24 protein-coding genes, 1 pseudogene and 1 riboswitch are annotated in these 26,457 nt (G+C 63.3%); of the genes and pseudogenes, 14 read left to right on the top strand and 11 right to left on the bottom strand.

Translation table 11 applies throughout. The features are described 5' to 3' along the window. Positions 1 to 136: 136 nt before the first annotated feature. Positions 137 to 223, bottom strand: a riboswitch (glycine riboswitch). Between the two features lie 98 nt (positions 224 to 321). Beyond that, positions 322 to 912, top strand: a complete 591-nt coding sequence (locus A3722_RS22275; protein ID WP_067623350.1) for a gamma-glutamylcyclotransferase family protein — start codon at positions 322 to 324, stop codon at positions 910 to 912. Between the two features lie 73 nt (positions 913 to 985). Here the strand turns inward: A3722_RS22275 and gltX are convergent, their stop codons facing one another. After that, positions 986 to 2,323 carry a glutamate--tRNA ligase gene (gene gltX / locus A3722_RS22270; protein WP_067623348.1) on the bottom strand — a complete coding sequence of 446 codons (1,338 nt, stop codon included), beginning with the start codon at positions 2,321 to 2,323 and terminating at the stop codon, positions 986 to 988. Positions 2,324 to 2,388: 65 nt separating this feature from the next. Further along, the gene (locus A3722_RS22265) at positions 2,389 to 3,987 is read right to left on the bottom strand and encodes an MORN repeat-containing protein (RefSeq protein ID WP_067623345.1); all 1,599 of its coding nucleotides are present in this window, start codon (positions 3,985 to 3,987) and stop codon (positions 2,389 to 2,391) included. Between the two features lie 204 nt (positions 3,988 to 4,191). On the opposite strand from A3722_RS22265, the gene A3722_RS22260 reads away from it, so the two are divergent. The 3 genes from A3722_RS22260 (at position 4,192) to A3722_RS22250 (ending at position 7,085) form a co-directional block, all read left to right on the top strand. After that, positions 4,192 to 5,682: a nitrilase-related carbon-nitrogen hydrolase gene (locus A3722_RS22260; RefSeq protein ID WP_067623343.1), complete on the top strand. Its 1,491-nt coding sequence runs from the start codon at positions 4,192 to 4,194 to the stop codon at positions 5,680 to 5,682. Positions 5,683 to 5,911: 229 nt separating this feature from the next. Then, a complete protein-coding gene (locus tag A3722_RS22255) occupies positions 5,912 to 6,592 on the top strand; it encodes a DUF1236 domain-containing protein (RefSeq protein WP_067623340.1) in 681 nt (226 codons plus the stop codon). Positions 6,593 to 6,719: 127 nt separating this feature from the next. Continuing rightward, positions 6,720 to 7,085 carry an antibiotic biosynthesis monooxygenase family protein gene (locus A3722_RS22250; protein WP_067623334.1) on the top strand — a complete coding sequence of 122 codons (366 nt, stop codon included), beginning with the start codon at positions 6,720 to 6,722 and terminating at the stop codon, positions 7,083 to 7,085. A 6-nt stretch (positions 7,086 to 7,091) separates the two neighbouring features. Here the strand turns inward: A3722_RS22250 and A3722_RS22245 are convergent, their stop codons facing one another. After that, positions 7,092 to 8,618, bottom strand: coding sequence for a cryptochrome/photolyase family protein (locus tag A3722_RS22245; RefSeq protein WP_201722094.1), 1,527 nt, complete (start codon positions 8,616 to 8,618; stop codon positions 7,092 to 7,094). Further along, a complete protein-coding gene (locus tag A3722_RS22240; protein WP_067623327.1) occupies positions 8,615 to 9,283 on the bottom strand; it encodes an SDR family NAD(P)-dependent oxidoreductase in 669 nt (222 codons plus the stop codon). Before A3722_RS22240 ends, A3722_RS22245 begins: the two co-directional genes overlap by 4 nt. Before the next feature lie 299 nt (positions 9,284 to 9,582). Here A3722_RS22240 and A3722_RS22235 point away from each other — a divergent pair, with 299 nt between their 5' ends. After that, positions 9,583 to 11,151, top strand: coding sequence for a 2-isopropylmalate synthase (locus tag A3722_RS22235; RefSeq protein WP_067623324.1), 1,569 nt, complete (start codon positions 9,583 to 9,585; stop codon positions 11,149 to 11,151). 279 nt (positions 11,152 to 11,430) lie between these two features. Here A3722_RS22235 and A3722_RS22230 read toward each other — a convergent pair whose 3' ends face one another. After that, complete coding sequence (locus tag A3722_RS22230) at positions 11,431 to 12,012, bottom strand: VOC family protein (RefSeq protein WP_067623321.1); 582 nt, start codon at positions 12,010 to 12,012, stop codon at positions 11,431 to 11,433. Between the two features lie 190 nt (positions 12,013 to 12,202). Here A3722_RS22230 and A3722_RS22225 point away from each other — a divergent pair, with 190 nt between their 5' ends. The 6 genes from A3722_RS22225 to A3722_RS22200 all read left to right on the top strand — a co-directional run bounded on the left by A3722_RS22225 (position 12,203) and on the right by A3722_RS22200 (position 18,802). Then, positions 12,203 to 13,249, top strand: coding sequence for a rod shape-determining protein (locus A3722_RS22225; protein WP_067623410.1), 1,047 nt, complete (start codon positions 12,203 to 12,205; stop codon positions 13,247 to 13,249). Between the two features lie 71 nt (positions 13,250 to 13,320). Then, the gene (mreC, locus tag A3722_RS22220) at positions 13,321 to 14,223 is read left to right on the top strand and encodes a rod shape-determining protein MreC (protein WP_067623318.1); all 903 of its coding nucleotides are present in this window, start codon (positions 13,321 to 13,323) and stop codon (positions 14,221 to 14,223) included. Beyond that, positions 14,220 to 14,759, top strand: coding sequence for a rod shape-determining protein MreD (locus A3722_RS22215; protein WP_067916472.1), 540 nt, complete (start codon positions 14,220 to 14,222; stop codon positions 14,757 to 14,759). The genes mreC and A3722_RS22215 overlap by 4 nt, the downstream gene beginning before the upstream one ends. A 15-nt stretch (positions 14,760 to 14,774) precedes the next feature. Beyond that, the gene (mrdA, locus tag A3722_RS22210) at positions 14,775 to 16,724 is read left to right on the top strand and encodes a penicillin-binding protein 2 (RefSeq protein ID WP_067916470.1); all 1,950 of its coding nucleotides are present in this window, start codon (positions 14,775 to 14,777) and stop codon (positions 16,722 to 16,724) included. Beyond that, entirely contained in the window at positions 16,721 to 17,860 is a 1,140-nt protein-coding gene (gene rodA / locus A3722_RS22205; protein ID WP_067916467.1) for a rod shape-determining protein RodA, read from the top strand. Before mrdA ends, rodA begins: the two co-directional genes overlap by 4 nt. Positions 17,861 to 17,863: 3 nt before the next feature. Then, on the top strand, positions 17,864 to 18,802 hold the full coding sequence (locus A3722_RS22200; protein WP_067624561.1) for a 2-hydroxyacid dehydrogenase: 939 nt from the start codon (positions 17,864 to 17,866) through the stop codon (positions 18,800 to 18,802). 19 nt (positions 18,803 to 18,821) lie between these two features. Here the strand turns inward: A3722_RS22200 and A3722_RS22195 are convergent, their stop codons facing one another. The 5 genes from A3722_RS22195 to A3722_RS22175 all read right to left on the bottom strand — a co-directional run bounded on the left by A3722_RS22195 (position 18,822) and on the right by A3722_RS22175 (position 24,535). Next, entirely contained in the window at positions 18,822 to 20,834 is a 2,013-nt protein-coding gene (locus tag A3722_RS22195) for a M3 family metallopeptidase (RefSeq protein ID WP_067624564.1), read from the bottom strand. A gap of 48 nt (positions 20,835 to 20,882) precedes the next feature. Then, the gene (locus A3722_RS22190; protein WP_067624567.1) at positions 20,883 to 21,920 is read right to left on the bottom strand and encodes a HesA/MoeB/ThiF family protein; all 1,038 of its coding nucleotides are present in this window, start codon (positions 21,918 to 21,920) and stop codon (positions 20,883 to 20,885) included. After that, positions 21,920 to 22,372, bottom strand: coding sequence for a dUTP diphosphatase (gene dut, locus A3722_RS22185; RefSeq protein WP_067624570.1), 453 nt, complete (start codon positions 22,370 to 22,372; stop codon positions 21,920 to 21,922). The genes A3722_RS22190 and dut overlap by 1 nt, the downstream gene beginning before the upstream one ends. A gap of 9 nt (positions 22,373 to 22,381) precedes the next feature. Next, positions 22,382 to 23,575 (bottom strand): bifunctional phosphopantothenoylcysteine decarboxylase/phosphopantothenate--cysteine ligase CoaBC, encoded by a 1,194-nt coding sequence (gene coaBC / locus A3722_RS22180; RefSeq protein ID WP_067626279.1) that lies wholly within the window; start codon positions 23,573 to 23,575, stop codon positions 22,382 to 22,384. An 81-nt stretch (positions 23,576 to 23,656) separates the two neighbouring features. Further along, entirely contained in the window at positions 23,657 to 24,535 is an 879-nt protein-coding gene (locus A3722_RS22175; protein ID WP_067626281.1) for an RNA polymerase factor sigma-32, read from the bottom strand. 98 nt (positions 24,536 to 24,633) lie between these two features. Here A3722_RS22175 and cobU point away from each other — a divergent pair, with 98 nt between their 5' ends. The 3 genes and pseudogenes from cobU to A3722_RS22160 form a co-directional block, all read left to right on the top strand. Then, the gene (gene cobU / locus A3722_RS22170; protein WP_067626288.1) at positions 24,634 to 25,155 is read left to right on the top strand and encodes a bifunctional adenosylcobinamide kinase/adenosylcobinamide-phosphate guanylyltransferase; all 522 of its coding nucleotides are present in this window, start codon (positions 24,634 to 24,636) and stop codon (positions 25,153 to 25,155) included. After that, complete coding sequence (locus A3722_RS22165) at positions 25,152 to 25,733, top strand: histidine phosphatase family protein (RefSeq protein ID WP_067626283.1); 582 nt, start codon at positions 25,152 to 25,154, stop codon at positions 25,731 to 25,733. Before cobU ends, A3722_RS22165 begins: the two co-directional genes overlap by 4 nt. A gap of 57 nt (positions 25,734 to 25,790) precedes the next feature. Then, positions 25,791 to 26,006: pseudogene (locus A3722_RS22160) on the top strand (glutathione S-transferase N-terminal domain-containing protein); the annotation flags it as partial. Between the two features lie 15 nt (positions 26,007 to 26,021). Here the strand turns inward: A3722_RS22160 and A3722_RS22155 are convergent. Then, on the bottom strand, positions 26,022 to 26,457 hold a 436-nt coding region (locus A3722_RS22155), incomplete at its 5' end, for an IS630 family transposase (RefSeq protein ID WP_150120580.1).

Below are 26,457 nucleotides of genomic sequence, written 5' to 3'. Positions count from 1 at the left end.
CCTGTCCCTTCCGGATGACCTTTTGACCATGCCGGCACCTTAGCGCCGCTAACGCTGCGCATGATGCCCCCTCTGTCCTTCCGCCTGAGATCGTTATCCCTTCGGCGTGCGCATCCGCGCATCTCTCCAGAGTCTTGGTCACGTCACGGTCCTGGGGCCTGAGAGTTTCCGGGGCGGTTGCTCCTTCGGCATCGGCGTTAACCGATTCTCCCGTGACGATTGGGCCTTTCGTATGCCGCCGCATACCTCTGCGTCAAGCATGCTTGTGGCCGGATACGACACATGTTTTGGTGCGCGCGACAAATACAGGACCTTTCGCGCATGACCCCCTATTTTTTCGGCTACGGCAGCCTCGTGAATCGCAACACCCACAGCTACCCCGACGCCCGGCCCGCCCGGCTCGACGGCTGGCGGCGCAAATGGGTCCACGCCGAAGGGCGCGACATCGTCTACCTCTCCGTGGTGCAAGACCAAAGCACCCGCATCGACGGGCTCATCGCCGCCGTGCCGGGCGCGGATTGGGCGGCGCTGGACCAGCGTGAATACAGCTACGAACGCCACGCCTCAGGCGGCGCCGTGGTCCATGATCTGGTCCCCGCACCCGACATCGCCCATTACGCCATCCCGCTCGAAATCGCGGTCGACCACGGCGATCACGTGATCCTGCTGAGCTATCTTGATGTTGTGGTCCAAGGCTTCCTGCGCGAGTTCGGCACCGATGGCGCCGCGCGCTTCTTCGACACCACCGAAGGCTGGGACACACCTATCCTGAACGACCGCGCAGCGCCCCTCTACCCGCGCCACCAGACCCTAACGCCAGAAGAAACGGCCGTGGTCGATCACCACATTGACCGCTTGTCGCTACAGGTGAAATCACGCGACGAAGTCCCCTTCACAAAGAAGAACTTCTAACCGCTCCAGTTCATCCTTTTTCAAATACCCTCGGGGGTCCGGGGGCAGCGCCCCCGAATGCCCTTGGCCTGCCTTAGCCGCGTGCTTTGACGGTCTGGAGCAACGGCAGAACCTGCGCCATCTCTGGCCCGTGTTCCTGCCCCGTCAGCGCCAAACGCAGGGGCCGGAACAACCCACGTCCCTTGCGCCCGGTGGCTTCTTTAACCGCGGCGGTCCAGCTTGACCACGTGGTTTCATCAAAGGGCATCTCCGGCAGCAGCAGCATGGCCTGAGCCACGAATTCACGGTCTTCCTCGGCAATCACCGGCTCGGCCCCGTCACGGAACATGGCCCACCATGGCCCCAAATCCTTCAGCGTCGAGATATTTTCGCGCGTGACCGCCCAGAACTGCGCGGCTTTGTCTTCCGGCACGCCAAGGGCGATGATATCGTCTTTCACCGCCTCAAGCGGCAGTTGCTGCAGGTAGCGCCCGGTCAGCGGGAACAGATCCTGCACATCGAACTTGGTCGGCGCCGAGCCGAAGCGGTTGATGTCGAAACCCTCGATCAACTCCGCCATATCCGTGCGCAGTTCCACCGGATCCGACGACCCCAACCGCGCCATCAGGCTCAGCAACGCAAAGGGCTGAACCCCCTGCTCACGCAGATCACGCAGGGCCAGCGTGCCAAGGCGCTTGCTCAGCGCCTCGCCCTGCGGGCCGGTCAGCAGCGAGTGGTGCGCGAACGAGGGCACCGCCCCATTGCCAAGCGCCTGCATGATCTGGATCTGGGTCGCGGTGTTGGTCACATGGTCCGACCCGCGCACCACATGGGTCACGCCCATTTCGGTGTCATCCACGACGCTCGCCAAGGTATAAAGGATCTGCCCATCGCCACGAATGAGTACGGGGTCACTAACCGAGGCCGCGTCGATGGAAATATCGCCCAAGATACCGTCATCCCATTCGATCCGCTGGTGATCGAGCTTGAACCGCCAAACGCCATCGCCACGCTCGGCACGCAGCGCGGCTTTCTCATCGTCGGAGAGGTTCAGCGCGGCGCGGTCATAGACCGGCGGCTTGCCCATGTTGAGCTGTTTCTTGCGCTTGAGGTCCAGCTCTGTCGGCGTCTCGAACGCCTCGTAGAAACGGCCCTTTTCGCGCAGATCTTCGGCGGCGGCATGATAGCGGTCCAGACGTTCCGACTGACGCTCGACCCGGTCCCATTCCAGCCCCAACCATTCAAGGTCTTGCTTGATGCCGTCGACGTATTCTTCGCGGCTTCGCTCGGGATCGGTGTCGTCGATGCGCAGGATGAAAGTGCCGCCCGCCTTGCGCGCGATGAGGTAGTTCATCAGCGCGGTGCGCAGGTTGCCCACGTGGATATAGCCAGTGGGGGACGGGGCGAAACGGGTGATCGTTGGGTTGGACATCTGGCGTACTCCTGTTGCGCGCGGGCTTGCCACAGGGCGCGGGCGTTGTCCAGCAAAGGCGGGGGTCAGCCGCCGTCTGCCGCGGTGCCAGTCGGGGGGGGCACAACCTCTGAGGTGTCGGCGTCGGTGCCGTCGTCTGACACGCCCTCATCGGGGGCGTCTGCCGCTGCCGGTGCCGCATCTGCAGGCTGTGCTTCGTCCGCAGGAGTCTCCGCCGCGGCGCCAGAGGCGGTGCCGGCTGCGGGATCGGCTGCGGTGTCAGAAGCCGCCCCGGCGGTCCCATCGCTCAACGCGCCGTTCTCCCAATCGCCCGAGGCTTCTTCGCCGCTGGCATAGCGCATGGTGCCGCTGCCCTGCCGCTTGCCCGCTTTGAACGTGCCCTCATAGACATCGCCATTGGCATAGGTCGCCACGCCCTGCCCTTCGATCTCTCCCTCGGTCCACTCGCCTTCGTAGACGAAACCGCTGGCCATGGTGATCTTGCCCTGACCGTGACGCTGCCCATTCCTGAACGCGCCTTCATAGACCGTGCCGTCGGGATAGGTCGCCTTGCCCTGCCCATGGCGCTGACCATCCTGCCAGCCGCCCTCATAGCGGTAGCCATCGGCATAGGTCATCACCCCTTGGCCGTGGTTGCGGGCGTCTTTGAATTCGCCCTCATAGACCACGCCATTGGTATAGGTGGCGATGCCTTCGCCTTCGATCACGCCTGCCACCCAAGCGCCCTCATAGGTCGATCCATCGGGATAGGTGATCTTGCCCGTGCCATCGGCCAGATCATTGCGAAAGGTGCCAACGTAAACGGACCCGTCGGGATAGGTCACCTGACCTTCGCCCTCAATCTGCCCGGCCACCCAAGAGCCGGTGTAGACATAGCCATCGGTGCCGGTGAAAGTGCCCTGCCCGTCGCGGCGGTCGTCTTTGAAGTCGCCCTCATAAACATCGCCATTCTCATAGGTGACCTCGCCTTTGCCTTCACGGCGGCCCGCGACCAAGGTGCCTTCGTAAACATCGCCATTGGGCTGGGTCAGCGTGCCGGTCCCGTCGATCTGGCCGTCTTTCCACAAGCCCACATAGACCAACCCGTCGGGCATGGTCAGCGTGCCCTCGCCACTGCGTTTGCCGCCTTCGATTTCACCTTCATAGACCGCGCCATCGGGGTAGGTGATCGTGCCGACGCCCTGTTTGACGCCATCAATCCAGTCGCCCTTGTACTCATAGCCGCCGGGGCTTTGCATCACGCCCTTGCCGTGGTGCTTGGCATTGCGGAACTCACCCTCATAGCGCACGCCATTGGCATAGATCGCCACGCCTTGGCCCATGATCGCGCCCGCTTCCCATTCGCCCTCATAGGTGCCGCCATCGGCAAAGGTGATCTTGCCCAATCCGTCCGGTTTGCCCTTGGCGAAATTACCCTCATAGACCGAGCCATTGGGAAAGCGCGCGACGCCTTCGCCCTTGATCTCACCCTCGACCCATTCGCCGGAATATTCATAGCCGTTGGGCAGCTTATAGGTGCCGGCACCATGCTGAAGGCCGCCTTGAAACGTGCCCTCATAGATGCCGCCGTCGTCATATTCCTTGGTCAGCACCTGCCCGTCCTGCGCCGCAAGCGGCGTGGCCAGAAGAGCGATCAGACAGAGGGGCAAGCTGCGGTGCAACATGGGCGGAATTTCCCGATCTCGTTAGGTGTCATTTGCCCTGAGGTTACGGGTGATAGAGGACAGAGGCAACGTGTTTGCAGGACAGGCACGCCGGTTTCGGCGGATCCCGCGCACCCGGCGCGGCGGGCCAGCCTGCGCGCAGGGGTTTCGCCCTCAGCCCGATCTGCTACATCCAACCCACACCAGCCAGCCCGGAGCCTTTGCATGTCAGACCGTTTTCGCCTCACCCTCGGGCAATTGAACCCGACCGTCGGCGACCTGCCGGGGAACGCGGCACTGGCGCGCGAGGCTTGGCAGGCCGGGCGCGACGCGGGCGCGCAATTGGTCGCCCTGCCCGAACTGTTCCTGACCGGGCATGATGCGAAAGCGCTGCTGCATAACCCGGCCTTTCAACGCGATGTCGTGACCCATCTTGAGGCGCTCGCCGCCCATTGCGCCCACGGCCCCGCCTTGGCGCTTGGCGCGCCTTGGGTCGAGGGGGCGAAACGTCATAACGCCTACCTCATCCTGCAGGGTGGCAGGATCGCCCAGCGGGTGCTTCAACACAGCCCCGCGCGGCACTCTCGCTTTAATGCAGGTCCGATCAGTGGCCCCTATGCTGTTGAGGGGCTGCGCATCGGTTCCCCCATCGGGGCGGATGGCTGGACTGGCGATGTGGCCGAGACGCAGGCCGAAACGGGGGCCGAATTCCTTTTGATCCCTAATGCGGCCCCACATCAACGCGGCGCAATGGACCGGCGGCTGAATCATATGGTCGCGCGGGTGATCGAGACGGAGTTGCCGCTGATCAGCCTCAATATGGTCGGAGGGCAGGATGAGGCGGTCTTTGACGGCGCGTCCTTCGCACTGAACCCCGGTGGCAAGCTGGCGCTGCACCTGCCTGCCTTTGACAGGGCCATTGCCCATGTCGATCTGGAACGGGCACCGGAGGGTTGGCAGATCGTGGCCGGAGACCTCGCACCGCAGCCAAGCGCACTGGAACGGGATTACCGCGCTTTGGTTGTCGGCCTGCGGGATTATGTCGCCAAAGCCGGAGCCTCTAAGGTGCTGGTCGAACAGACCGAGGGGCGTGATGCCGCGCTGGCCGCGACGATCGCAGGAGACGCTTTGGGGCCCGAGAATGTGCGCCAGATCGCGGTCCCGGTGGGGGGTGATTTACAGTCCACACTGCACGGCCGCCTCGCAGGGCTTGGCGCGGCGGTCGGCGCCGATACCCTCGCCCTCCCCCTGCGCGGCCTGATGCTCCACGCTTTGGCGCAGGACGCGGGGGAGATGCTGCTCACGGCACAGAACAAATCCGCGGCCGCCATGGGGCAGAGCGCGGTGCCGGGCGATTTCAATCCGGTCAAAGACCTGTACCAGACCGAGGTGCTGGCCCTTTGCCAATGGCGCAACACCACCCACCGCGTTTGGATGCGAGGCCCAGCCTCTGCGGCGTTTCCGCAGCGGGAAAATTCTCGAGAAGATAGCGCTCAAGAAGATAGCGCAGTGGACGACATCCTGTGCATCTTGCAAGAAAGGAACGGCAGTGTGGGGGACTGCGTAGCGGCGGGCTTTGACCAGCAGACCGCCCAAGAAGTCGCGGCGCGCCTTCTCAGCAACCCGCCGCGGAAAAATCGCTCTGCCCCCGGCCCGCGCGTCACGGCATCGCAGCCCAAGCACCCCTACCCCGCCCAGTGGCGCAACGGCTCATAACGCCTAGATCACTCCTTTGGTTTCCCATCTTTCCTTGAGCGCGAGAGGCAAGCGATTTGCCGCCACCTGCCAGCAGGTTACCGCCCAATTATCGAGCGCCGGGAGCCAAAAACCGGGCGCTCCGGGCTCCATGGGGAACGAAATCTTCCCTTCATAGTTGTCCAAACACGACCAACAACGGCGCTGGATTTCCCGCAGGGCACCCCCGCCGAACAGAAAGGGTTAAGACATGAATATCGTTAAACTTGGAATGGTATCTGCCATCGCTTTGGGTGCCGCTGCACCTGTCTATGCACAATCGGCCGAAGCCTATGCCGCAACCGATCTCAACATCCGTTCGGGCCCCGGCCCGCAGTACGACATCGTCGGTGTCATCCCCGGTGGCGAAGCCACTATGGTGGAAGGCTGCCTTGACGGCCAATCCTGGTGCCGGGTCAATTTCGGCGACACGATGGGCTGGTCCTATTCCGATTACCTCGCCGTTGACGTCGAAGAGCAGGCCGTGGCCCTGACCACCCGCCCCGCGACCGTCGAAGTGGGGACCGTGACCTATGAAGACCCCGATGGCACCGCCGAGAATGAGACCGCAGGCGCTGCTGCCGGTGCGACCCTGGGTGCGCTGACCGCCTATGCCGTTGGTGGCCCGATTGGTGGCATCATCGCTGGTGGCATCGCAGGTGGTGCCGCAGGTTCCGCCGCGGCTGAGCCCGAAGAATCCACCATCACCTACGTCCGTGAGAACCCGGTTGATACCGTGTACCTCGACGGTGAAGTGGTTGTCGGCGCGGGCATCCCCACGACCGTGACCACCTATGAGGTCCCGGAAACCACATACCGCTATGTCAACATCAACGGCGCGACAGTGATCGTTGACAACGAGACGAACCTGATCGTCGACGTTGTGCGCTAAGCTGCAATAACGTGCTGCGCTAAGCCACCATAGACTTGGACAAAGAAGGCTCGGAGGGTGATCTCCGGGCCTTTTCTTTGCCCGAAAACTAGGGCTAGCATGGGGGCAGCAACCGCAGGGAGCCACCATGATCGCCGTTATTTTCGAAGTCTTCCCCCACCCCGACCGCCGCGAGGAATACCTCGATGTCGCGGCCAAGATGCGTCCGCTTCTGGATGATATCGACGGCTTCATCTCTGTCGAACGGTTCCAAAGCCTGACCAACCCCGAAAAGCTGCTTTCGCTCTCTTTCTTCCGCGATGAAGAGGCAGTGCAGAGCTGGCGCAAGCTGACCGCGCACCGCGGCGCGCAGGCAGCAGGGCGCGAGGGAATCTTTACCGATTACCACCTGCGCATCGCCCATGTGATCCGCGACTATGGCATGTTCGACCGCGCAGAGGCACCACGGGACAGTCAGGACATCCACCCGCCGCGGCCTGTACCCGAGGGCTAACCGGGCCTAGACCGTCTCCCCGGCCTCTAACCGCTGCAACCAGTTGCCCGCATCGCGCAAGACCGCCTCGCGGCGGTCGGCATCCATGCGGTCCCACGTGGCATACATGTTTCTCATACGCGCATTGCTCTGAAACCGCTCTCGGTGCCGGTCAAGAAAGTGCCAGTAAAGCAGGTTGAACGGGCAGGCTTTCTGCCCCGCCTTCGCAGTGACGCTGTAGCTGCATCCTTTGCAGTAGTCCGACATGCGATTGATGTAAGCCCCGGACGAGACATAGGGTTTCGAGGCGATGACCCCGCCGTCGGCGAACTGGCTCATGCCGACCGTATTGGGCGCTTCGACCCACTCATAGGCGTCGGCGTATACCTCGAGATACCATTCATGCACCTGATGCGGATAGATCCCGGCCAGCAGGGCGAAATTGCCCGTCACCATCAGCCGCTGGATGTGATGCGCATAAGCGTATTTCTGCGTTTGCCCGATGGCTTGCCGCAGGCAATTCATCTGCGTGTCGGCACCCCAGTAAAAGGCAGGCAAGTCGCGGTCGTGTCGCAGCACGTTGCGCGCCACATACTCCGGCCCTTCAAGGAAATAGATGCCCCGCACATATTCGCGCCATCCAAGGATTTGGCGGATGAACCCTTCGGCGGCGTTGATCGGCACGTCCCCCTGCTGCCACGCCTTTTCGGCGGCCCGGCAGACCTCCATCGGGTCGAGCAACCCAAGGTTCAGATAGGGAGAGATCAGCGCGTGAAAAAGATAGGGCTCCCCTTCCAGCATCGCGTCCTGATAATCGCCAAATCGCGGCAGGGCGTTGGTGATGAAATGCGCCAAGACCTGCAGGGCCTCCGCGCGCGTGGTGGCAAAGTCAAAGGGGTGCAGATCACCGAAGTTGTCCCCATAGCGCGTCTCCACAAGGTCAAGCACCGCTTGGGTCTCAGCATCAGGCGCAAAGCTGAGCGGCTGGGGGAACTCCAGCCCCTCCTTCGGGGGCTTGCGGTTGTCGTGGTCGAAATTCCATTTGCCCCCTGCGGGATCGTCGCCCTCCATCAACAGGCCGGTCTCGCGGCGCATCTCGCGGTAGAAATACTCCATCCGCAGCGCCTTGCGCCCCTCGGCCCAATCTTCGAACCGTTTACGGCTGGCGATGAAACGGTCATCCGACAAGAGGCGTGTAGGGATCGGCGCACGGGTCAGCTTGTTGATCAGACGCCATTCCCCCGGCTCGGTCGCGATTATTTCGCCCGCGCCGGTCTCCTCCGCCCGGCGGAGCAGCTCGCCGACGAGAGAGCCTGCGTTTTCGGGGTCATCCAGCCGGGTATAGCGCAAGCTCCAGCCGTCATCCTCCAACTGGCGGGCAAATTTGCGCATTGCGGCGAAGACAAGCGCGATTTTCTTGGGGTGGTGACGGACATATTCCGCCTCCTGCGCGACCTCGGCCATGACCACCACATCGCGCGTCTTGTCGGCCTCGCGCAGCGATGACAGGTTTAGGGAAAGTTGATCGCCCAAGACCAAGATCAAACGGCTCACCACGGCACCGCCTTTCCGGCCCAGTCGAAGAACCCGCCGCTCTCCTCCGAGGTCAGCCCGTCGATCACCCGCAGCAGATTGTCCGCGGCCTCCCCCGGCGGCACCGCCGGATGGCGGCCCAGATATTTTTCGGTAAAGGGTGTTTCGACGGTGCCGGGGTGCAGCGCCACGCAGATGCTTTGCGGATGGGAGCGGCTGAGCTCGATCGCGGCGGTGTGCACGATTTGGTTCACCGCCGCCTTGGCGCTGCGGTAGCTGATCCAACCGCCCAGACGGTTATCCTCGATAGAGCCGACCCGCGCCGAAAGCACGGCGAAAACCGCCCGCCTGTCGCGGGGCAAAAGCCTTGCCGCGTGGCGCAGCACCAGCGCCGGGCCGACCGCGTTCAGCGCGAATTGATCCAGCATCGCCTTTTGCGTGACGGCGTGCAGTGACTTTTCCGGGGCTGCCCCGTCGATCTCCAAAGCGCCTGTGGCGACGATCACCGCGTCGAAGGGGCCGGTAAGCCCCTCCAGCGCCGCATTAACCGAAGCCTCGTCCATCAGGTCCAGCCCCTCGCCCGCGCGGGACAAAGGCGTCACCGAACTGCCACGCGCGCGCAACGCCTCGCTCAGCGCCGCGCCGATCCCGCCGCTGGCCCCGATCACAAGCACCCGCGCACTCACGCCGCCGCGTCCTGCGGTATCGCTTTGTACTGCATCCTGAACTCCCTTGCTTATAGGCAGATAGGTGGTGCTGTCGCGGGGGCAAACAAAACCCGAAACACCCCCTTTCCATTTGAAAACGGGTGCGTATAACTATCCGCATGACACAGGCCGTCCATATCCCGACCCTGCCGCGCAACCGCGCGGGCCTGCTGTGTGCCAACTTGCTGCACCTAATTCGCCTCTGAGCGTGCCCTTCGGCGCGCCCGCTCAGAGGGATGTGTCGCGCGCCAAGGATACCAGCAAAGAAAGAACCCAGGATGACCGATATGACGAAACAGGACCGTGTGCTGATTTTTGACACCACCTTGCGGGATGGCGAACAGTCCCCCGGGGCGACGATGACCCATGCCGAAAAGCTGGAGATTGCGCAGCTTTTGGATGAGATGGGCGTCGACATCATCGAAGCGGGTTTTCCCATCGCCTCCGAAGGCGACTTTAACGCGGTGAGCGAGATCGCCCGCCAAAGCCAAAACGCCGTGATCTGTGGCCTTGCCCGCGCGCAACTGGGCGATATCGACCGCTGTTGGGAGGCCGTGAAACACGCCCGCCAGCCGCGCATCCATACCTTCATCGGCACCTCGCCCCTGCACCGCGCCATTCCGAACCTGACACAGGATGAGATGGCCGACCGTATCCATGAGACCGTGACCCACGCGCGCAACCTCTGCGACAACGTGCAATGGTCGCCGATGGATGCCACGCGGACCGAGCTTGATTACCTCTACCGCGTTGTTGAGATCGCCATCAAAGCCGGGGCCACCACGATCAACATCCCCGACACCGTGGGCTACACCGCCCCACGCGAAAGCGCCGATCTGATCGCCAAACTGCTCGAAAACGTGCCCGGCGCGGATGAGATCATCTTTGCCACGCACTGCCACAACGATCTGGGCATGGCGACGGCCAACAGCCTTGCCGCCGTGGAAGCCGGCGCGCGGCAGGTCGAATGCACCATCAACGGTCTGGGCGAACGCGCGGGCAATACCGCATTGGAAGAGGTCGTCATGGCGCTGAAGGTGCGTAATGACATCATGCCTTACGAGACGCGCATCGACAGCACCAAGATCATGAACATCTCGCGCCGTGTTGCGACGGTCTCGGGTTTTGCGGTGCAGTTCAACAAGGCGATTGTGGGCAAGAACGCCTTCGCGCATGAAAGTGGCATCCACCAAGACGGCATGCTCAAGAATGCTGAGACCTTCGAGATCATGCGCCCCGAGGACGTGGGTCTCACCGAGACCAACATCGTCATGGGCAAGCATTCAGGCCGCGCCGCGCTGCGGTCCAAGCTCGAAGACCTCGGGTTTGAACTGGGCGACAACCAGCTCAAGGATGTCTTTGTCCGGTTCAAGGAATTGGCCGATCGTAAAAAGGAAATCTACGAGGATGACCTGATTGCGTTGATGCGCACCGCGACCGATCCCGAGGAAGACCGCATTCGCCTCAAATCGATGAAGGTCGTGTGCGGCACCGATGGCCCGCAGACCGCCAATATGGTGCTGGATGTGGATGGTGCTGAGCAGTCCACCAACCAAACCGGCGATGGCCCCGTCGATGCGGCGTTCAACTGCATCAAGGCGCTGGTGCCGCACACCGCGCGCTTGCAGCTTTACCAAGTGCATGCCGTGACCGAAGGCACCGACGCGCAGGCGACGGTTTCCGTGCGGATGGAGGAAGAGGGCCGCATCGTGACCGGTCAGTCGGCGGATACCGATACTGTGGTGGCAAGTGTGCGGGCTTATATCCATGCGCTGAACCGGCTGTTGGTGCGGCGTGAGAAGGGCGGCACGGATAAGCGCGAGATCAATTATAAAGATGTGAGTTGATGCGGAGGGCGGGGGAAACCCCGCCCTTTTTATTTGCGGGGAGGGCCAGCGCCTGCCCGCGGGTTGGCGATCCAAGGCTAAGTTGGTGCCACTTTATGGTGCAGCCGTGGTGTGCGTTTTCTAGGTCCCACCCAGCCTCACCAAATCGCCTACCCGGTCGCACCAAAGGTGCGCTCAGTTCATTCCGGCACGCCTCCGGCGTGACGGAGCGGGCAGGCGATGGCCCGGCGCCTGCGGCTTGTCCCGGGCCGGGCGGCAGTCGCCAACGGAGAACCAATCTCAATAAGGATTCTTCGCCCCGCGATCCGCACTCAGCGACGCCTGCCCCCGCTCCACAATCATCACCACCGCATCCGCCAGATGTTGCCGCTGGATATGATCATCTCCCGCCGCAACCCGCAGCTTATGCGCCTCAAGCATCACCTCAGCATGGCTCGACCCACGCGGCGGGATGAAGGTGTAGCAGGCCAGTTCAATCAACAGACCCAGCGGATCCTTGAAATAGATCGAATGCATAAAGCCTCGATCCTTCACACCCGAATGCCCGATGCCCCGCGCCTCTAACCGCTCGGGGATTTGGTCAAACATCGCGCGGTCTACCTCAAAGGCCAGATGATGCACGCAGCCCGGATCCATCGGCGTGCGGTTATGCACCCGCTTGCGGGTCTCATTGGTGAAAATCGTAATCAGCCGCCCATCGCCCGGATCGAAATAAAGATGCCCTTCATCCGGGTCATCCAAATTGGGCTGGTCAAAGATGAAAGGCATCCCCAAAACCCCCTCCCAGAAGTCGATCGAGCTTTGCCGGTCGGCCCCGGTGAGGGTGATGTGATGCACCCCAAGTGTCTGTATCTTTTGCATGGTATCGCCGACCTCCGCCTGTGCTGCGCTCTAAATATACCGCTCTATGATAGCGCGGCGGCAATATCGCGCCACCTTTGCGGTCTTGCCCCTTTCACCCTGACCCCGTGCGCCCTATAAGAGCCAATAGCCCGCGCGTGGTCCCATGCTGGCGGGCCTGTCCGAATATTTGCAAGGCTCCGCTACTGTTATGTCCATCCTCGATCAATTCCGCGGCCTGTTCTCCTCCGATATGGCGATCGACCTCGGCACCGCGAATACGCTGGTTTACGTCAAGGGTAAGGGCATCGTTCTCAGCGAACCTTCGGTGGTGGCCTATCACGTCAAAGACGGCGTCAAGAAAGTGCTCGCCGTTGGCGAAGACGCCAAGCTGATGCTGGGCCGGACGCCCGGCAGCATTGAAGCGATCCGCCCGATGCGTGAAGGGGTCATCGCCGACTTCGACACCGCCGAGGAAATGATCAAGCACTTCATCCGCAAGGTGCACAAGCGTTCGACCTTCTCCAAACCCAAGATCATCGTCTGCGTTCCGCATGGGGCGACCCCGGTTGAGAAGCGCGCGATCCGCCAGTCGGTGCTGAGCGCTGGTGCGCGCCGCGCCGGGCTGATTGCGGAACCCATCGCTGCGGCCATCGGTGCGGGCATGCCGATCACCGATCCCACGGGTAACATGGTCGTCGATATCGGCGGCGGTACGACCGAGGTTGCGGTGCTGTCGCTGGGCGACATCGTTTACGCACGCTCTGTCCGCATCGGCGGTGACCGCATGGACGAAGGCATCATCAGCTACCTGCGCCGCCAGCAGAACCTGCTGATCGGTGAGACGACTGCCGAGCGGGTCAAGACCTCCATCGGTACGGCGCGGATGCCCGACGACGGGCGCGGCACCTCAATGCAGATCCGGGGCCGTGACCTGCTGAATGGTGTGCCGAAAGAAATCGAAGTGACCCAAGCGCAGATCGCCGAAGCGCTGGCCGAGCCGGTACAGCAAATCTGCGAAGCGGTGATGACCGCGCTGGAAACCACCCCGCCCGATCTTGCCGCCGACATCGTCGACCGCGGCGTGATGCTGACAGGTGGCGGTGCACTGCTGGGCGATCTTGATCTGGCGCTGCGCGAGCAGACCGGCCTTGCGATCTCGGTCGCGGATGAGCCGCTCAATTGCGTGGCCCTCGGCACCGGCAAAGCGCTGGAATACGAGAAACAACTGCGCCACGCGATCGACTACGACAGTTAACACTGGCAGATTAGCCAGACCCGGCACGCGGCGACACCGCCCCGCCTGACCGGGTGGGAGTTTCGGCACAGATGCCCAAAGACCGTTCCAGTTCCAGCGATTTCACCGGCCCCCTGCGCCGGTTGCTGCTGGCTGTGCTGGTGTTGGCGCTGGTCGGGATTTTCCTGCTCTGGCGCATCGACAGCCCCCGCGTTGAACGCTTCCGCGCGCAGGTGACCGACCGTTTCGTGCCGAACCTTGATTGGGCCATGGCCCCGGTGACAGGCACCATTAACCTTCTGCGCGATTTCCAGAGCTACCAACGTCTGAGCGAACAGAACCGCGAACTGCGTTCGGAACTGCGGCAGATGCAGGCGTGGAAAGAAGCGGCCCTTCAGCTAGAGCAAGAGAACGCCCGCCTGCTGGATCTAAACAACGTGCGGCTTGACCCGCGCCTCACATTCATCACCGGCACCGTTCTGGCCGACAGCGGATCGCCCTACCGCCAATCGGTGCTGCTGAACGTCGGCGCGCGTGATGGGCTGGTTGAAGGTTGGGCCACGATGGACGGCATCGGCCTTGTAGGCCGCATTGCAGGCGTGGGCAAGAACACCGCGCGCGTGATCCTGCTCACCGACGCTTCCAGCCGCATTCCGGCGACGATCCAGCCTTCTGGCCAGCGGGCCATCGTGGCGGGCGACAACAGCGCCGCGCCGCCGCTTGATTTCATCGAGAACCGCGAGCTGGTCCGCCCCGGTGACCGGGTGATCAGCTCGGGCGATGGCGGGGTGTTCCCGGCGGGCATCCTCATCGGTCAAGTCGCCGCCGATCCAGGCGGGCGTCTTCGCGTCAGGCTGGCGGCGGATTACGAGCGGTTGGAGTTCCTGCGCGTGCTGCGCCACCATGGCAATGAAACCGTGCCGGACACCGCCCATGTCATCACCTCCGATGGCCCCTTGGCCAACCCGGCGGCGCCGGTTGGGGTGCAGCCATGACCGATCTGTCGCGCAGCCGCCTGTGGGTCATGCGCCTGAGCTTTGTCGCGCTGGCGCTGGTGATCTTGTTCTTCCACCTGCTTCCGCTTGAGACGACCCCGCGCGCTTGGGCCGGGCCGGACCTGCTACTGGGCTTTGCCTGCGCTTGGGGTCTCAGACGGCCTGAATATGTGCCCGCGCTTTTTCTGGCCTTGGTCTTTCTGCTGGCGGATCTGTTGCTGCAACGCCCGCCCGGCCTTTGGGCGGTGCTGGCCTTGATCGGGGTCGAGAACCTCAAGTCGCGGGGGCGGCATCTGCGGGATGCGAGCTTTGCCGCCGAATGGCTGACCGTGGCGGTGATCCTGACCATAGTGATCTTTGCCAACCGCATTTTGCTGAGCCTTGCACTGGTGCCCACGCCCGCCATGACGCTGAACCTCACGGAATTGGCACTGACGATGCTCGCTTATCCGCTGATCGTGGCGGTGACCCATGGTATCATGGGCGTGCGCAAGACCGCGCCGGGCGATCTGGACGCGCTTGGCAAACGGGTGTGATCGGGGAGCGATGAGATGAGACGTAGCCGCGCCGACAACGATGCAAACCACACGCGCCTGACCCGGCGCGCCGCGCTTTTGGGCGGGGCGCAACTGCTGTTCATGGGCGGTCTGGCCGCGCGGATGCGCTATCTGCAGGTCGATCAGGCCGACCAATTTCGCCTGCTCGCCGAAGAGAACCGCATCAACATCCGCCTGATCCCGCCCTCCCGCGGTGAGATTTTCGACCGCAACGGCGTACAGCTTGCCGACAACGTCCCCTCCTACCGGATCGTCATGGTGCGCGAAGACGCGGGCGACGTGGCGGCGGTGATGGAACGTTTGGCCCAAGTTATCGAAATTGATGACGAAACCCGCGAACGCGCCATGACCGAGATGGCTCGCTCCGCGCCCTTCCTGCCCGTCACCATCGTCGATGACGTCAGTTGGGAGGTCGTGAGCAAGGTCAGCGTCAACGCCCCTGCCCTGCCCGGCGTCACCCCCGAAGTAGGCCTGACTCGCGTCTACCCGCGCGGCGCGGATTTCGCCCATGTGGTGGGCCGCGTGGGCCGGGTGAGCCAAGCCGACCTCGACGCGCTGGAAAACCCCGATCAGGTGCTGCGCATCCCGCGCTTTCAAATCGGCAAGATCAACGTCGAAGCCCGCGCCGAGAACCTGCTGCGCGGTGCGGCGGGCACCAAACATGTAGAGGTGAACGCCACAGGCCGCGTGATGCGCGAGTTGGAGCGGCGCGAAGGTCAGGCCGGGGCCGACCTGCAGCTGACCGTGGATGCCAATCTGCAACGCTATGTGCAGGCCCGTCTGGGAGACGAAAGCGCCGCCGTGGTCATTATTGACTGCGAGAATGGCGATCTGGCCGCATTGGCCTCTTCGCCCAGCTATGACCCGAACCTCTTTATCGGCGGCATCTCTTCGGCGGACTATAACCCGCTGCTAAACTCCAAATACCGCCGGCTGGTGAACAAACCCGTACAGGGCACCTACCCGCCCGGCTCGACCTTCAAGATGATCGTGGCACTTGCCGCCATCGAAGAGGGCATCGTCGCCCCCGATGAGACCGTCTATTGCCCCGGCCATCTGGAGGTCGCGGGCCGGCGGTTCCACTGTTGGAAACGCGCGGGCCATGGATGGGTCAACCTTCAGGATTCGCTCAAGCAATCCTGCGATGTTTACTACTATGATCTGGCCGTGAAGGTGGGCATCGAAAAGATCACCGCCATGTCGAACCGCTTTGGCCTTGGCATCAAACACGATCTGGCGCTGTCTTCGGTCGCGGGCGGGCTTGCGCCGACCAAACAGTGGAAACGCTCGGCCCGGGGCGAGGATTGGGTCGTGGGCGACACGGTCAACGCCTCCATTGGGCAGGGTTTTACCCTGTCCTCCCCACTGCAGCTGGCGGTGATGAGCGCGCGGATCGCCACCGGGCGCGCGGTGGCGCCGCGGCTGATTAAATCCATCGACGGGGTGGAGCAACCCAGCGGCGCGGGCGAGCCGATGGGCCTGAACGAAAACAACCTGCGCCAATTGCGCAAAGCGATGTACGACGTGGTCAACGACCGCCGCGGCACCGGCTATCGCAGCCGCATCATCGACGACACGATGCGCATGGCGGGCAAGACCGGCACCAGTCAGGTGCGCAACATCACCGCCGCCGAACGCGCCCGTGGTGTGACCAGCAACGCCGACCTGCCGTGGGAGCGCCGCGACCACGCTCTGTTCGTGTGCTTCGCGCCCTACGACAAACCCAAATACGCGGCCTGCGTGCTGGTGGAACACGGGGGGGGCGGATCAACCGCCGCCGCCCCGATTGCGCGCGACGTGATGTTGCAGGCCATGGCCGGGGGCGAGCCGCCGCTCGAAGCCTACCCCAAGTCCGACCGGGGCCGCATCGCCACCCAACAAGAAGAACTACGCGACACCGCGCCGGAAACCTCGGCCAGCGTAGCGGGAGACGATCAGGCATGAGTTATCTGGAGCATACGGTAAAATCCGTCCCCACGGGGCTGCGCAAGATCCTTTTCATGAACTGGCCGCTGGCGATCCTGTTGACCAGCGTCGCGGGCGTGGGTTTCTTGATGCTCTACTCGGTCGCGGGCGGGTCATTCTCTCCTTGGGCCGAACCGCAGATGAAGCGTTTCGGCATGGGCATTGCGATCATGTTCACCGTGGCGATGGTGCCGATCTGGCTCTGGCGCAACCTGTCGGGCGTGGCCTATGGGGCGACCTTGGTGCTACTGGTCGCGGTCGAACTCTTTGGCTCTGTCGGCATGGGCGCGCAGCGTTGGATCGACATTGGCTTCATGCGGCTGCAACCGTCGGAGTTGATGAAGATCACGCTGGTGCTGTTTCTGGCCGCCTATTACGACTGGCTGCCGGTCAAAAAGGTCTCGCGCCCCTTTTGGGTCCTGCTCCCGATCCTGATCATCGTGGTCCCCACCGCTTTGGTCCTGAAACAGCCCGACTTGGGCACCTCGATCCTGCTTTTGACCGCCGGGGGCGGGCTGATGTTCCTTGCAGGTGTGCATTGGGCCTATTTCGCCGCCGTCATCACCGCCGCCATCGGGCTGGTCACTGCCGTCTTCCAATCGCGCGGCACCCCGTGGCAACTGCTCAAAGATTACCAATACCGCCGCATCGACACTTTTCTCGACCCCAGCCAAGACCCGCTTGGCGCGGGCTACCACATCACCCAATCCAAGATCGCGCTCGGCTCGGGCGGCTGGTCTGGGCGTGGCTACATGCAAGGCACCCAGTCGCGGCTGAACTTCCTGCCCGAGAAACACACCGACTTTATCTTTACCACGCTGGCCGAAGAGTTCGGCTTCGTCGGCGGCGTCTCTCTGCTGGGGCTTTATGCGCTGATCATCCTGTTCTGCGTGGCCTCGGCGGTGAAGAACAAAGACCGGTTCTCCAGCCTGCTGACACTGGGTATCGCGCTTAACTTCTTTCTCTTTTTCGCCGTTAACATGTCGATGGTCATGGGGCTGGCCCCTGTGGTTGGCGTGCCGCTGCCGATGGTGAGCTATGGCGGCTCGGCCATGCTGGTGCTGCTGCTGGCCTTTGGGCTGGTGCAATCGGCACATGTTCATAGACCGAGGTAATTCATGACGATCAATATTCTCTTCGCCGCCAAAGCCGAACGCTGGGACGGCTACGAAAAACCGCTGAACGACGCGCTGCGCATGGCCCTGCCGGGGCGGGATTTCACACTGGCCACCGACCTGCCGCCCGAAGAGGTCGATTATATCGTCTATGCCCCCAACAGCGACTTGCAGGATTTCACCCCCTACACCCGCGCCAAAGCGGTGCTGAACCTCTGGGCCGGGGTGGAGGCGATCACCGGCAATGAGACCTTGAATATCCCGCTGACACGGATGGTCGATTTCGGCCTGACCCACGGCATGGTCGAATGGGTCACGGGCCATGTGCTGCGCCATCATCTAGGGATGGATGCGGACATTCTGCGCGAGGACGCTAAATGGGAGCCGCGCACCCCGCCACTGGCACGCGAGCGGGGCGTGGCGGTGCTGGGCGTCGGTGCGCTCGGCCAAGCGGTGGCCGCGGCGTTGGTGGGTCTGGGCTTCGACGTGACCGGCTGGTCGCGGAGCGAAAAGCAGATCGAGGGCGTGCGCTGCCTGCATGGCGATGCGGGCCTGACAGAAACGCTGAAACGGGCCGAGATCGCCGTGCTGCTGATGCCCGACACCCCCGCCACGCGAGACGTGCTAAATGCCGAGACACTGGCGCAGATGCCCAAAGGCGCGTTTATCATCAACCCCGGACGTGGCCCGCTGATCGATGATGACGCCCTGCTTGCCGCACTCGACAGCGGGCAGATCGCCCATGCTACGCTGGATGTCTTCCGCGTGGAACCGCTGCCTGAGGATCACCCCTACTGGGCGCATCCGCGCGTCACCGTGACCCCGCATCTCGCGGCGGCCACGCGCAATGAGACCGCCTCGGAAGTCATCGCCGAGAACATCCGCCGCAGTGAGGCCGGAGAGCCTCTGCTACATCTGGTAGACCGCGACCGGGGGTACTAACCCCCGGCCGCGTCAAGGCTCAGGCCGCCAGCCCGCGCCCTTTGAGCAGCGCCTCCACCCCCGGCAGTCGCCCCCGGAACGCGGTATAAAGCTCTGCCGGATCGCGGCTGCCGCCGGTCGACAGGATGTGGGTCTCCAACGCTTCGGCGCGCTCCGCGTCAAATGCGCCGCCCGCTTCTTCGAAGGCGGCGAAAGCGTCGGCGTCCATCACCTCGGACCACATGTAGCTGTAATAGGCGCTGGAATATCCGTCACCCGAGAAGACATGCGCGAATTGCGGCGTGGCGTGGCGCATCCGGATCGCCTGAGGCATGCCGATGCTGCTGAGCACCTCGGCCTGTTTCACCATCGGATCGGCGGGCGGGCTACCGTCGTGGAACTCTAGATCGACGAGGGCCGAGGCGATATATTCCACCGTCTGGAACCCCATGTCGAAGGTCGACGCCGCCAGCACCTTGTCCAACATCTCACGCGGCATCGGCTCGCCCGTGCGGGCATGGGTCGCGAATTTCTGCAAGACCTCCGGCTGGTCCAGCCAATGCTCATAAAGTTGGCTGGGCAATTCCACAAAGTCCCGCGCCACCGAGGTGCCGCTGACGCTTTCGTAGGTCACGTCCGACAGCATCTGGTGCAGCGCATGGCCGAATTCGTGAAACAGCGTGCGCGCGTCGTCATAGGACAGCAGCGCCGGGTCGCCCTTGGCGAAATTGCAGACGTTGATCACCACCGGCGCCTGCGCGCGGGGGAACTTCGCTTGGCTCCGCATAGCCGAACACCATGCGCCCGAACGTTTCGAGCCGCGCGCGAAGTAATCGCCGATAAAGACCGCCACATGCTGGCCGTCCCGCGTCACTTCCCACGCCCGGCAATCGGGATGGTACAGCGGCACGTCGAGCGGCGCGAACGCCAGCCCGAACAACCGGTTGGCGCAGTCGAAGGCCGCGTCGATCATCCGATCGAGCTGGAAATAGGGCTTCAGCGCCGCCTCATCGAGGTCATGCTCTGCCGCACGGCGCTTTTCGGCGTAGTAGCGCCAATCCCATGGCTCCAACGCCCCGTCCACGCCGTCCTCGCGCATCAGCGCGGTCAGCACCTCGGCATCGGCGTCGGCCTGCGCCTTGGCAGGTTTCCAAACCGACATCAGCAAGTCGCGCACGGCATCCGGCGTCTTGGCCATTTCGGTTTCCAGCTTGTAAGCGGCGAAATTTTCATAGCCCAGAAGTTCCGCCCGCTCCTTGCGCAGGGCCAGCGTTTCGGCAGCGATGTCGCGGTTGTCGGTTTCCCCGCCATTCGCACCGCGTGCTTCCCACGCACGAAACGCCTTTTCGCGCAGGTCGCGACGGTCTGAGAATTGCAGGAAGGGTGTGATCAGCGACCGCGAGAGCGTGACCACCGGGCCATCCGCGCCCTTCTCCTTGCCCGCCGCGCGGGCGGCGTCGAGCGCGAAATCCGGCAAGCCGGTCAGATCGCCCTCCGACAGCGGCATGAACCAATCCCGCTCATCGGCCAGCAGATTTTGCGTGAACTGCGTGCCCAGCACCGCCAGCCGCGCCTTAATCTCTTTCATCCGCTCGGCGGCCGCCCCGGTCAACGCCGCGCCAGAGCGGACGAAGCCGCGATGTGTCAGCATCAGCACGCGGGCCTGCTCCTCGGTCAGATCGAGCGTGTCGCGGGCCTCCCAGATGGCAGCGATGCGGGCAAAGAGCTTGGTGTTGCCCGAGATCGCCGATTGATGCGCGGCGAGCTTGGGCGAGAAATCGCGCTGCAACGCCTCGCGCGCGCCGTTGCTGTCGGCCCCCGCGACGGTAAAGAACACGCTCAGCACCTTGTCGAGCGCGTCGCCGGATGCTTCGAGCGCCTCGATCGTATTGGCAAAGCTGGGCGCCGCGGGGTTCTCTGCGATGGCGTCGATCTCGGCCCGGTGGGCGGTCAATGCCTCCTCAAGCGCGGGGGCGAAATCATCGTCTGAAATGCGGTCAAAGGGGGCGATGCCGAAGGGCGTGTTCCAGTCAGCGAGCAGCGGATTTGTCATGTAAATCTCCTTTGCGCTCTAGATGGGGCGCGGGGCGGAGACTTGCAATCACCCGCCGCAGGTTTCGCAGCCCGCCCGCCGCTTGAGCCCGATCTTGCGGGTCTCACCGTAAAGCCCGTCATAGATCATCATCTCGCCGCGCAGCACGCTGCCCGCGCCGGTGATCAGCTTCACCGCCTCAAGCGCCATCATCGTGCCGATCACGCCGGGCAGCGGCCCGATCACCCCGGCCTCGGCACAGGAGGGTGCCAGCCCCGCGGCAGGCGCTTGCGGAAAAATGCAGCGATAGCAGGGCGCACCGCGCGCGGGATCAAAGATGCTGAGCTGCCCCTCCCACTGGCTGAGCGCGCCTGAAATCAGTGGCTTACCAGCCGCGACACAGGCGGCATTGACCCGGTAACGGGTGTCGAAATTATCAGTCCCGTCGAGCACGAGGTCATAGTCGGCCACCAGTTCGGCGGCGATCTCGTCGCTGAGGCGACGGTGGTAGGGGCGCACGGTGATATGGGGGTTTTGCGCCAGCATCTCGGCTTGGGCCGAAAAGACCTTGGGCGTGCCGATGGCCGCGTCTTTGTGGATTACCTGCCGTTGCAGGTTCGCGTTCTCGACCGTGTCGTCGTCGATCACCCCGATGGTGCCAACGCCCGCCGCCGCGAGATATTGCAGCGCCGGCGCGCCGAGGCCACCCGCCCCCACGACAAGCACCTTGGCGTTTTTCAACGCCTTTTGCCCGGCCCCGCCGACCTCGCGTAGTACGATATGGCGGGCATAACGGCTGAGTTCACTGTCCGAGAAACGGCCCGAGGTCTGGACCTCTGCCGGTTCGCGCGGTGTGGCGCGGGCGCGCAGGGTTGCCAGCCCCTGCCGGTAGAGCATCACCAGCACAACGAAGCCGCCCAGCAGCAGCCAAGGCGCGGCGCTGCCCCCGGTGGCCAGCCGCAGCGGGTGCGTGGCCGGAAAGACCAGATGCAGCCCCACCAAAGCCAGATACATAACCGCAACCAGCCCCGCACGTAGCCCGCGCGGCAGGCCGAGAAACCCGCCGCCAAACCAAAGAGCGGCAGCGATGATTAAAACCGCCAGCATCAGAGCGCCCCCGTCGAGCCGAAACCGCCCGCGCCGCGCGGGGTTTCGTCAAGGCTGTCGGCCAGATCGAACCCCGCCTGCATCACCGGGGCCACGACCATCTGCGCGATGCGCATGCCGTGTTCGACGGTAAACGGCGCCTCTCCGGTATTGCCAAGGATCACCCCAACCACACCACGATAATCGCTGTCGATGGTGCCGGGGCTGTTGATCAAGGTGATCCCATATTTCAGCGCCAACCCCGAGCGCGGGCGGACCTGCACCTCGAATCCCTGCGGGATCGCCATATGCAATCCAGTCGAGATCAGCGCCCGCGCGCCGGGGGCCAGCGTGACCGGACCTTCGGGCAGGTTGGCCCGCAGGTCCGCGCCGGCCGCGCCTGCGCTTTCATAGGCGGGCAGTGGCAGGCTGCGGTCCGCGCCATCGGCCCAGCAGAGTTTGATCGTGGTCATAGCTTCCCCTTAGGCAAGTGCTGCGGCGATGCGTTCGGCCAGACGGGCGGCCACGGCATCCTTGCCCATGCGCGGCCAGTCCTCTGCGCCCGCGTCGGTGATCAGCGTCACGGCATTCTCGCGCCCGCCCATGATGCCGGTGGCGGGGGAAACGTCGTTGGCGACGATCCAGTCACAGCCCTTGCGCGCGCGTTTCGCGGTGGCATGGGCCAGCACATCGTCGGTCTCTGCCGCGAAGCCCACGACGAGCGCGGGGCGGCCTTCGCTGCGCTGGCTGATGGTTTTCAAGATGTCGGGATTTTCCGCGAATTTGAGACTGGGCAGCCCGTCTTTGGATTTCTTCAGCTTGCGGTCCCCTGCCCCCTGCACGTGCCAATCGGCCACCGCAGCGGCAAAGACGGCGGCATCGGCGGGCAGTGCGGCGTCTACCGCCTGCATCATCTCTTGCGCTGTTTGCACGGGCACCACCTTGACCCCCTCGGGCGGCGCAACCTCTGCCGGGCCGGTGACAAAGGTCACCTCTGCCCCCAAAGCCCTCAGCGCGCGCGCGATGGCCGTGCCCTGCGCACCGGAAGAGCGGTTGGCGATGTAGCGCACCGGGTCGATCGGCTCATGGGTCGGGCCGGAGGTAACGAGGATTCGTTTGCCCATGAGGGGTCCGTTACCAAGCTGCGCCTCAACAGCGGCGACAATCTCAAGCGGTTCGGCCATGCGCCCCGGTCCAAATTCGCCGCAGGCCATGTCACCGTCATTCGGGCCCACCATGGTGATGCCATCGCCGCGCAACGTGGCGATGTTGCGCTGTGTCGCGGGGTGCTGCCACATGCGCACATTCATCGCAGGTGCCAGCAATACGGGCGTGTCAGTGGCCAACAGCAGGGTCGAGGCCAGATCATTCGCCGCACCCTGCGCCATCTTGGACATCAGATCGGCCGTCGCGGGGGCGACCACCAGCAGGTCTGCCGCGCGGCTAAGTTGAATATGGCCCATCTCGGCCTCATCCCCCAGATCGAAAAGATCGCGAAACACCTTCACCCCGGTCAGGGCAGAGACGGAAAGCGGGGTGACGAACTCTTCGCCTGCGCGGGTCAAAACCGGGGTCACCTTGGCCCCGCGTTCGCGCAGGCGGCGGATCAGATCGAGGGATTTATAGGCGGCAATGCCACCGCCGATGATCAGCAGAATATGTTTGCCCGACAGCATAAAGGCCCCCCGTTTGCGTTCGGGAGACCTTAATCCGGGGCGGCGAAATCTGCCAGCCCCGGTGGGCATCGCTGAAGGGGGTCAGGCGAGAAAGGCAAAAACCTCGCGCGATTGCAGTTCAAGCGACTTGCGCATTTTGCCAAAGGCCGCGGCCTCAAGCTGGCGCACCCGCTCTTTGCTGAGGCTCAGCTCATCCCCGAGGCTTTCCAAGGTGCGGGCAGGGTCGCGCAATTTGCGCTCGCGCACGATGAACTGCTCCCGTTCGGACAACCCCTGCATCGCCGTCAGCAGCCAGTTGCGCAGTTGCGCGGTGTCGTGGCTTTCTTCGACACGTTCCGCGGCCTGCGCGCTTTCGTCGGCCAGCGCTTCGATCCACTCGCGGCCCTCGTCCTCAGCCGATTGCGTGGCGTTCAGCGAATAGTCAGAGCCCGACAGACGCCCTTCCATCATCTCGACATCATGCAACGGCACGCCGATCTCGGTCGAGATCATCTGGCGCAACTGGTGCTTGTCCAATGTCTCGCCCATGGCCGTGGCTTCGCGCTCCAACCGGGCCTGCACGCGGCGCATGTTGAAAAACAGGGATTTCTGCGAGGAGGTCGAACCGGTCCGTACCATCGACCAGTTGCGCATCACATGGTCCTGAATGCTCGCCTTGATCCACCAGACCGCATAGGTCGAGAACCGCACGCCGCGGTCGGGGTCGAATTTGTCGGCAGCTTTCATCAGACCCAGACCGGCCTCCTGGATCAGGTCGTTCATCGGCGCGCCGTAACGCTTGAATTTGCCCGCCATTGAGATCGCCAAACGCATGTAGGCGGTGATCAAACGATGCAGAGCGGCCTCATCCCGCTGATCACGCCACGCATAGGCCAATTCCAACTCTGTCTCGGCGTCGAGCAATTCGGCCTTCATTGCGGTGCGGGTGAGTGAAAATTCGCGAGCGGTCTGCAATGACATTTGGTATCCCCCTTGAGAAATGCGTGGCGCACCTTGTGATGGGCCGTTGGTGGAGATACGCAGAGACATGCCATTTGGTTCAAATATTTGGTGAGAAGATGTTGCCTAGAACTACCTTTGCCCTAGGCGGGGCGGCCTCGGGCAAGTCGGAATGGGCTGAGAGCCTCGTAAATTCCAGCGGCCTGCCAAAGACTTACCTTGCCACCGGACGCATTTGGGATGACGAAGTTCAAGAACGCGTGAAAAAGCATCAAGCAAGACGTGATGCGGGATGGCGCACCGTTGAATGCCCGCTCGATCTGACCGAACCGCTGGCAAAATTGCCCGCAGGCGAAATTGTGCTGATCGACTGCGCGACCATGTGGCTTAGCAATCACCTGATGGAAAACAGCGATCTAATGGCCGCGCAGGCACAGCTTTTGACGGCTCTGCGCGCCTGTGCCGCGCATTGGGTCATCGTCTCGAACGAGGTCGGCCAAGGCATCGTGCCCGAGAACGCTATGGCGCGGCAATTCCGCGAGGCGCAGGGGCGGCTCAACATGGCCTTGGCCGCCGAGGCGGATACCGTGGTGCAGGTCGTCGTGGGCCTGCCGCAACTGCTGAAAGGGGAGATGCCGTGACCATCTGGCACTGGGTGCGCCATGGCCCGACCCATGAGAAAAATTTTGTCGGCTGGCGCGATGTCCCGGCTGACCTTTCCGATGCCCCCCGTCTGGCACGTTTGAACCTGCACCTGCCTGACGACGCGCTGCTTTTCTCATCGGACCTGATGCGCGCGGTGGATACGGCGGATGCGCTCGCCCAGCCCAAGCGCCGCCGCTTGCCCCATGAACACGGGCTGCGCGAACTGCATTTCGGCGCTTGGGACGGGCTGCATTTTTCCGAGGTTGCCGCGCGTGACCCCGACCTCAGCCGCGCCTATTGGGAGACGCCCGGCGATGTCGCGGCCCCCGAAGGGGAAAGCTGGAACCAGACCAAGGCCCGCGTCGACCGAGTGGTGGCACGGATCAACGCGGCCCACCCCAACGCCCATGTGATCGCCGTGGCGCATTTCGGGGTGATCCTCACGCAGGTCCAACAGGCCCAAGGCGGCGGCCCGCTTGAGGCAATGGCCCATAAGATCGACAATCTCTCGGTCACGCATTTGGTACATGAAAGCGGCACTTGGCGGATCAACGGCATTAATCACACGCCCTAGCCTGCACCGCCGCACAAAGGGCTTTGCTTGGCGGCCCGCTTCTGCCTAATTTCGCCTATGACATATGATCTTTATATCGGCGATCGCACCTTCTCCAGCTGGTCCCTCAGGGGGTGGCTGATGCTTGAGAAGTTTGATCTTCCTTACCGCGCGCATCTGGTCGGCCTCTACAGTGGGACCATGGCCCAAGACCTTGCCCCCCTCGCCCCGGCGCGGTTGGTGCCTGCCTTGCGTCTGCCCGACGGCACTGTGGTGGGAGAGACGCTAGTGCTCTGAGTCTGACACTTCCTACCTGTTTCCGCGAGTTTCATCGAGCTTGTCCAGCGCGCGACGTTCCCGGGTGAGGATATCCTCTGCGGTTTTGGTCCATTTGAAGGGCCTTGGCTTCTCGTTGTGGTGGGCCAGATAGTCGTAGATCGCGGCCTCAAGATCATCGACGCTGGAATAGCTGCCGCGCCGGATGCGCCTTGATGTGATCTCGGCAAAGAAGCGCTCCACCAGGTTCAGCCATGACGCGCTGGTGGGCGTGAAGTGCAGCTTGAAGCGCGGATGCTTTTCGAGCCAGGCCTTTACCTCAGGCGTCTTGTGGGTGGCGTAGTTGTCGAGCACCAGATGCACATCGCGCCGCGTGGGCACAGCCTTGTCGATCTGTCGGAGGAATTTCAGGAACTCCTGCGCACGATGGCGTGGCATGCAATCGCCAATGACGGTGCCTGATTTCACA

The sequence above is a fragment of the Sulfitobacter sp. HI0027 genome (assembly GCF_001634775.1).
In the GTDB taxonomy this organism is placed as follows: domain Bacteria; phylum Pseudomonadota; class Alphaproteobacteria; order Rhodobacterales; family Rhodobacteraceae; genus Sulfitobacter.
This window is presented reverse-complemented; position numbering and strand designations above follow the sequence as displayed.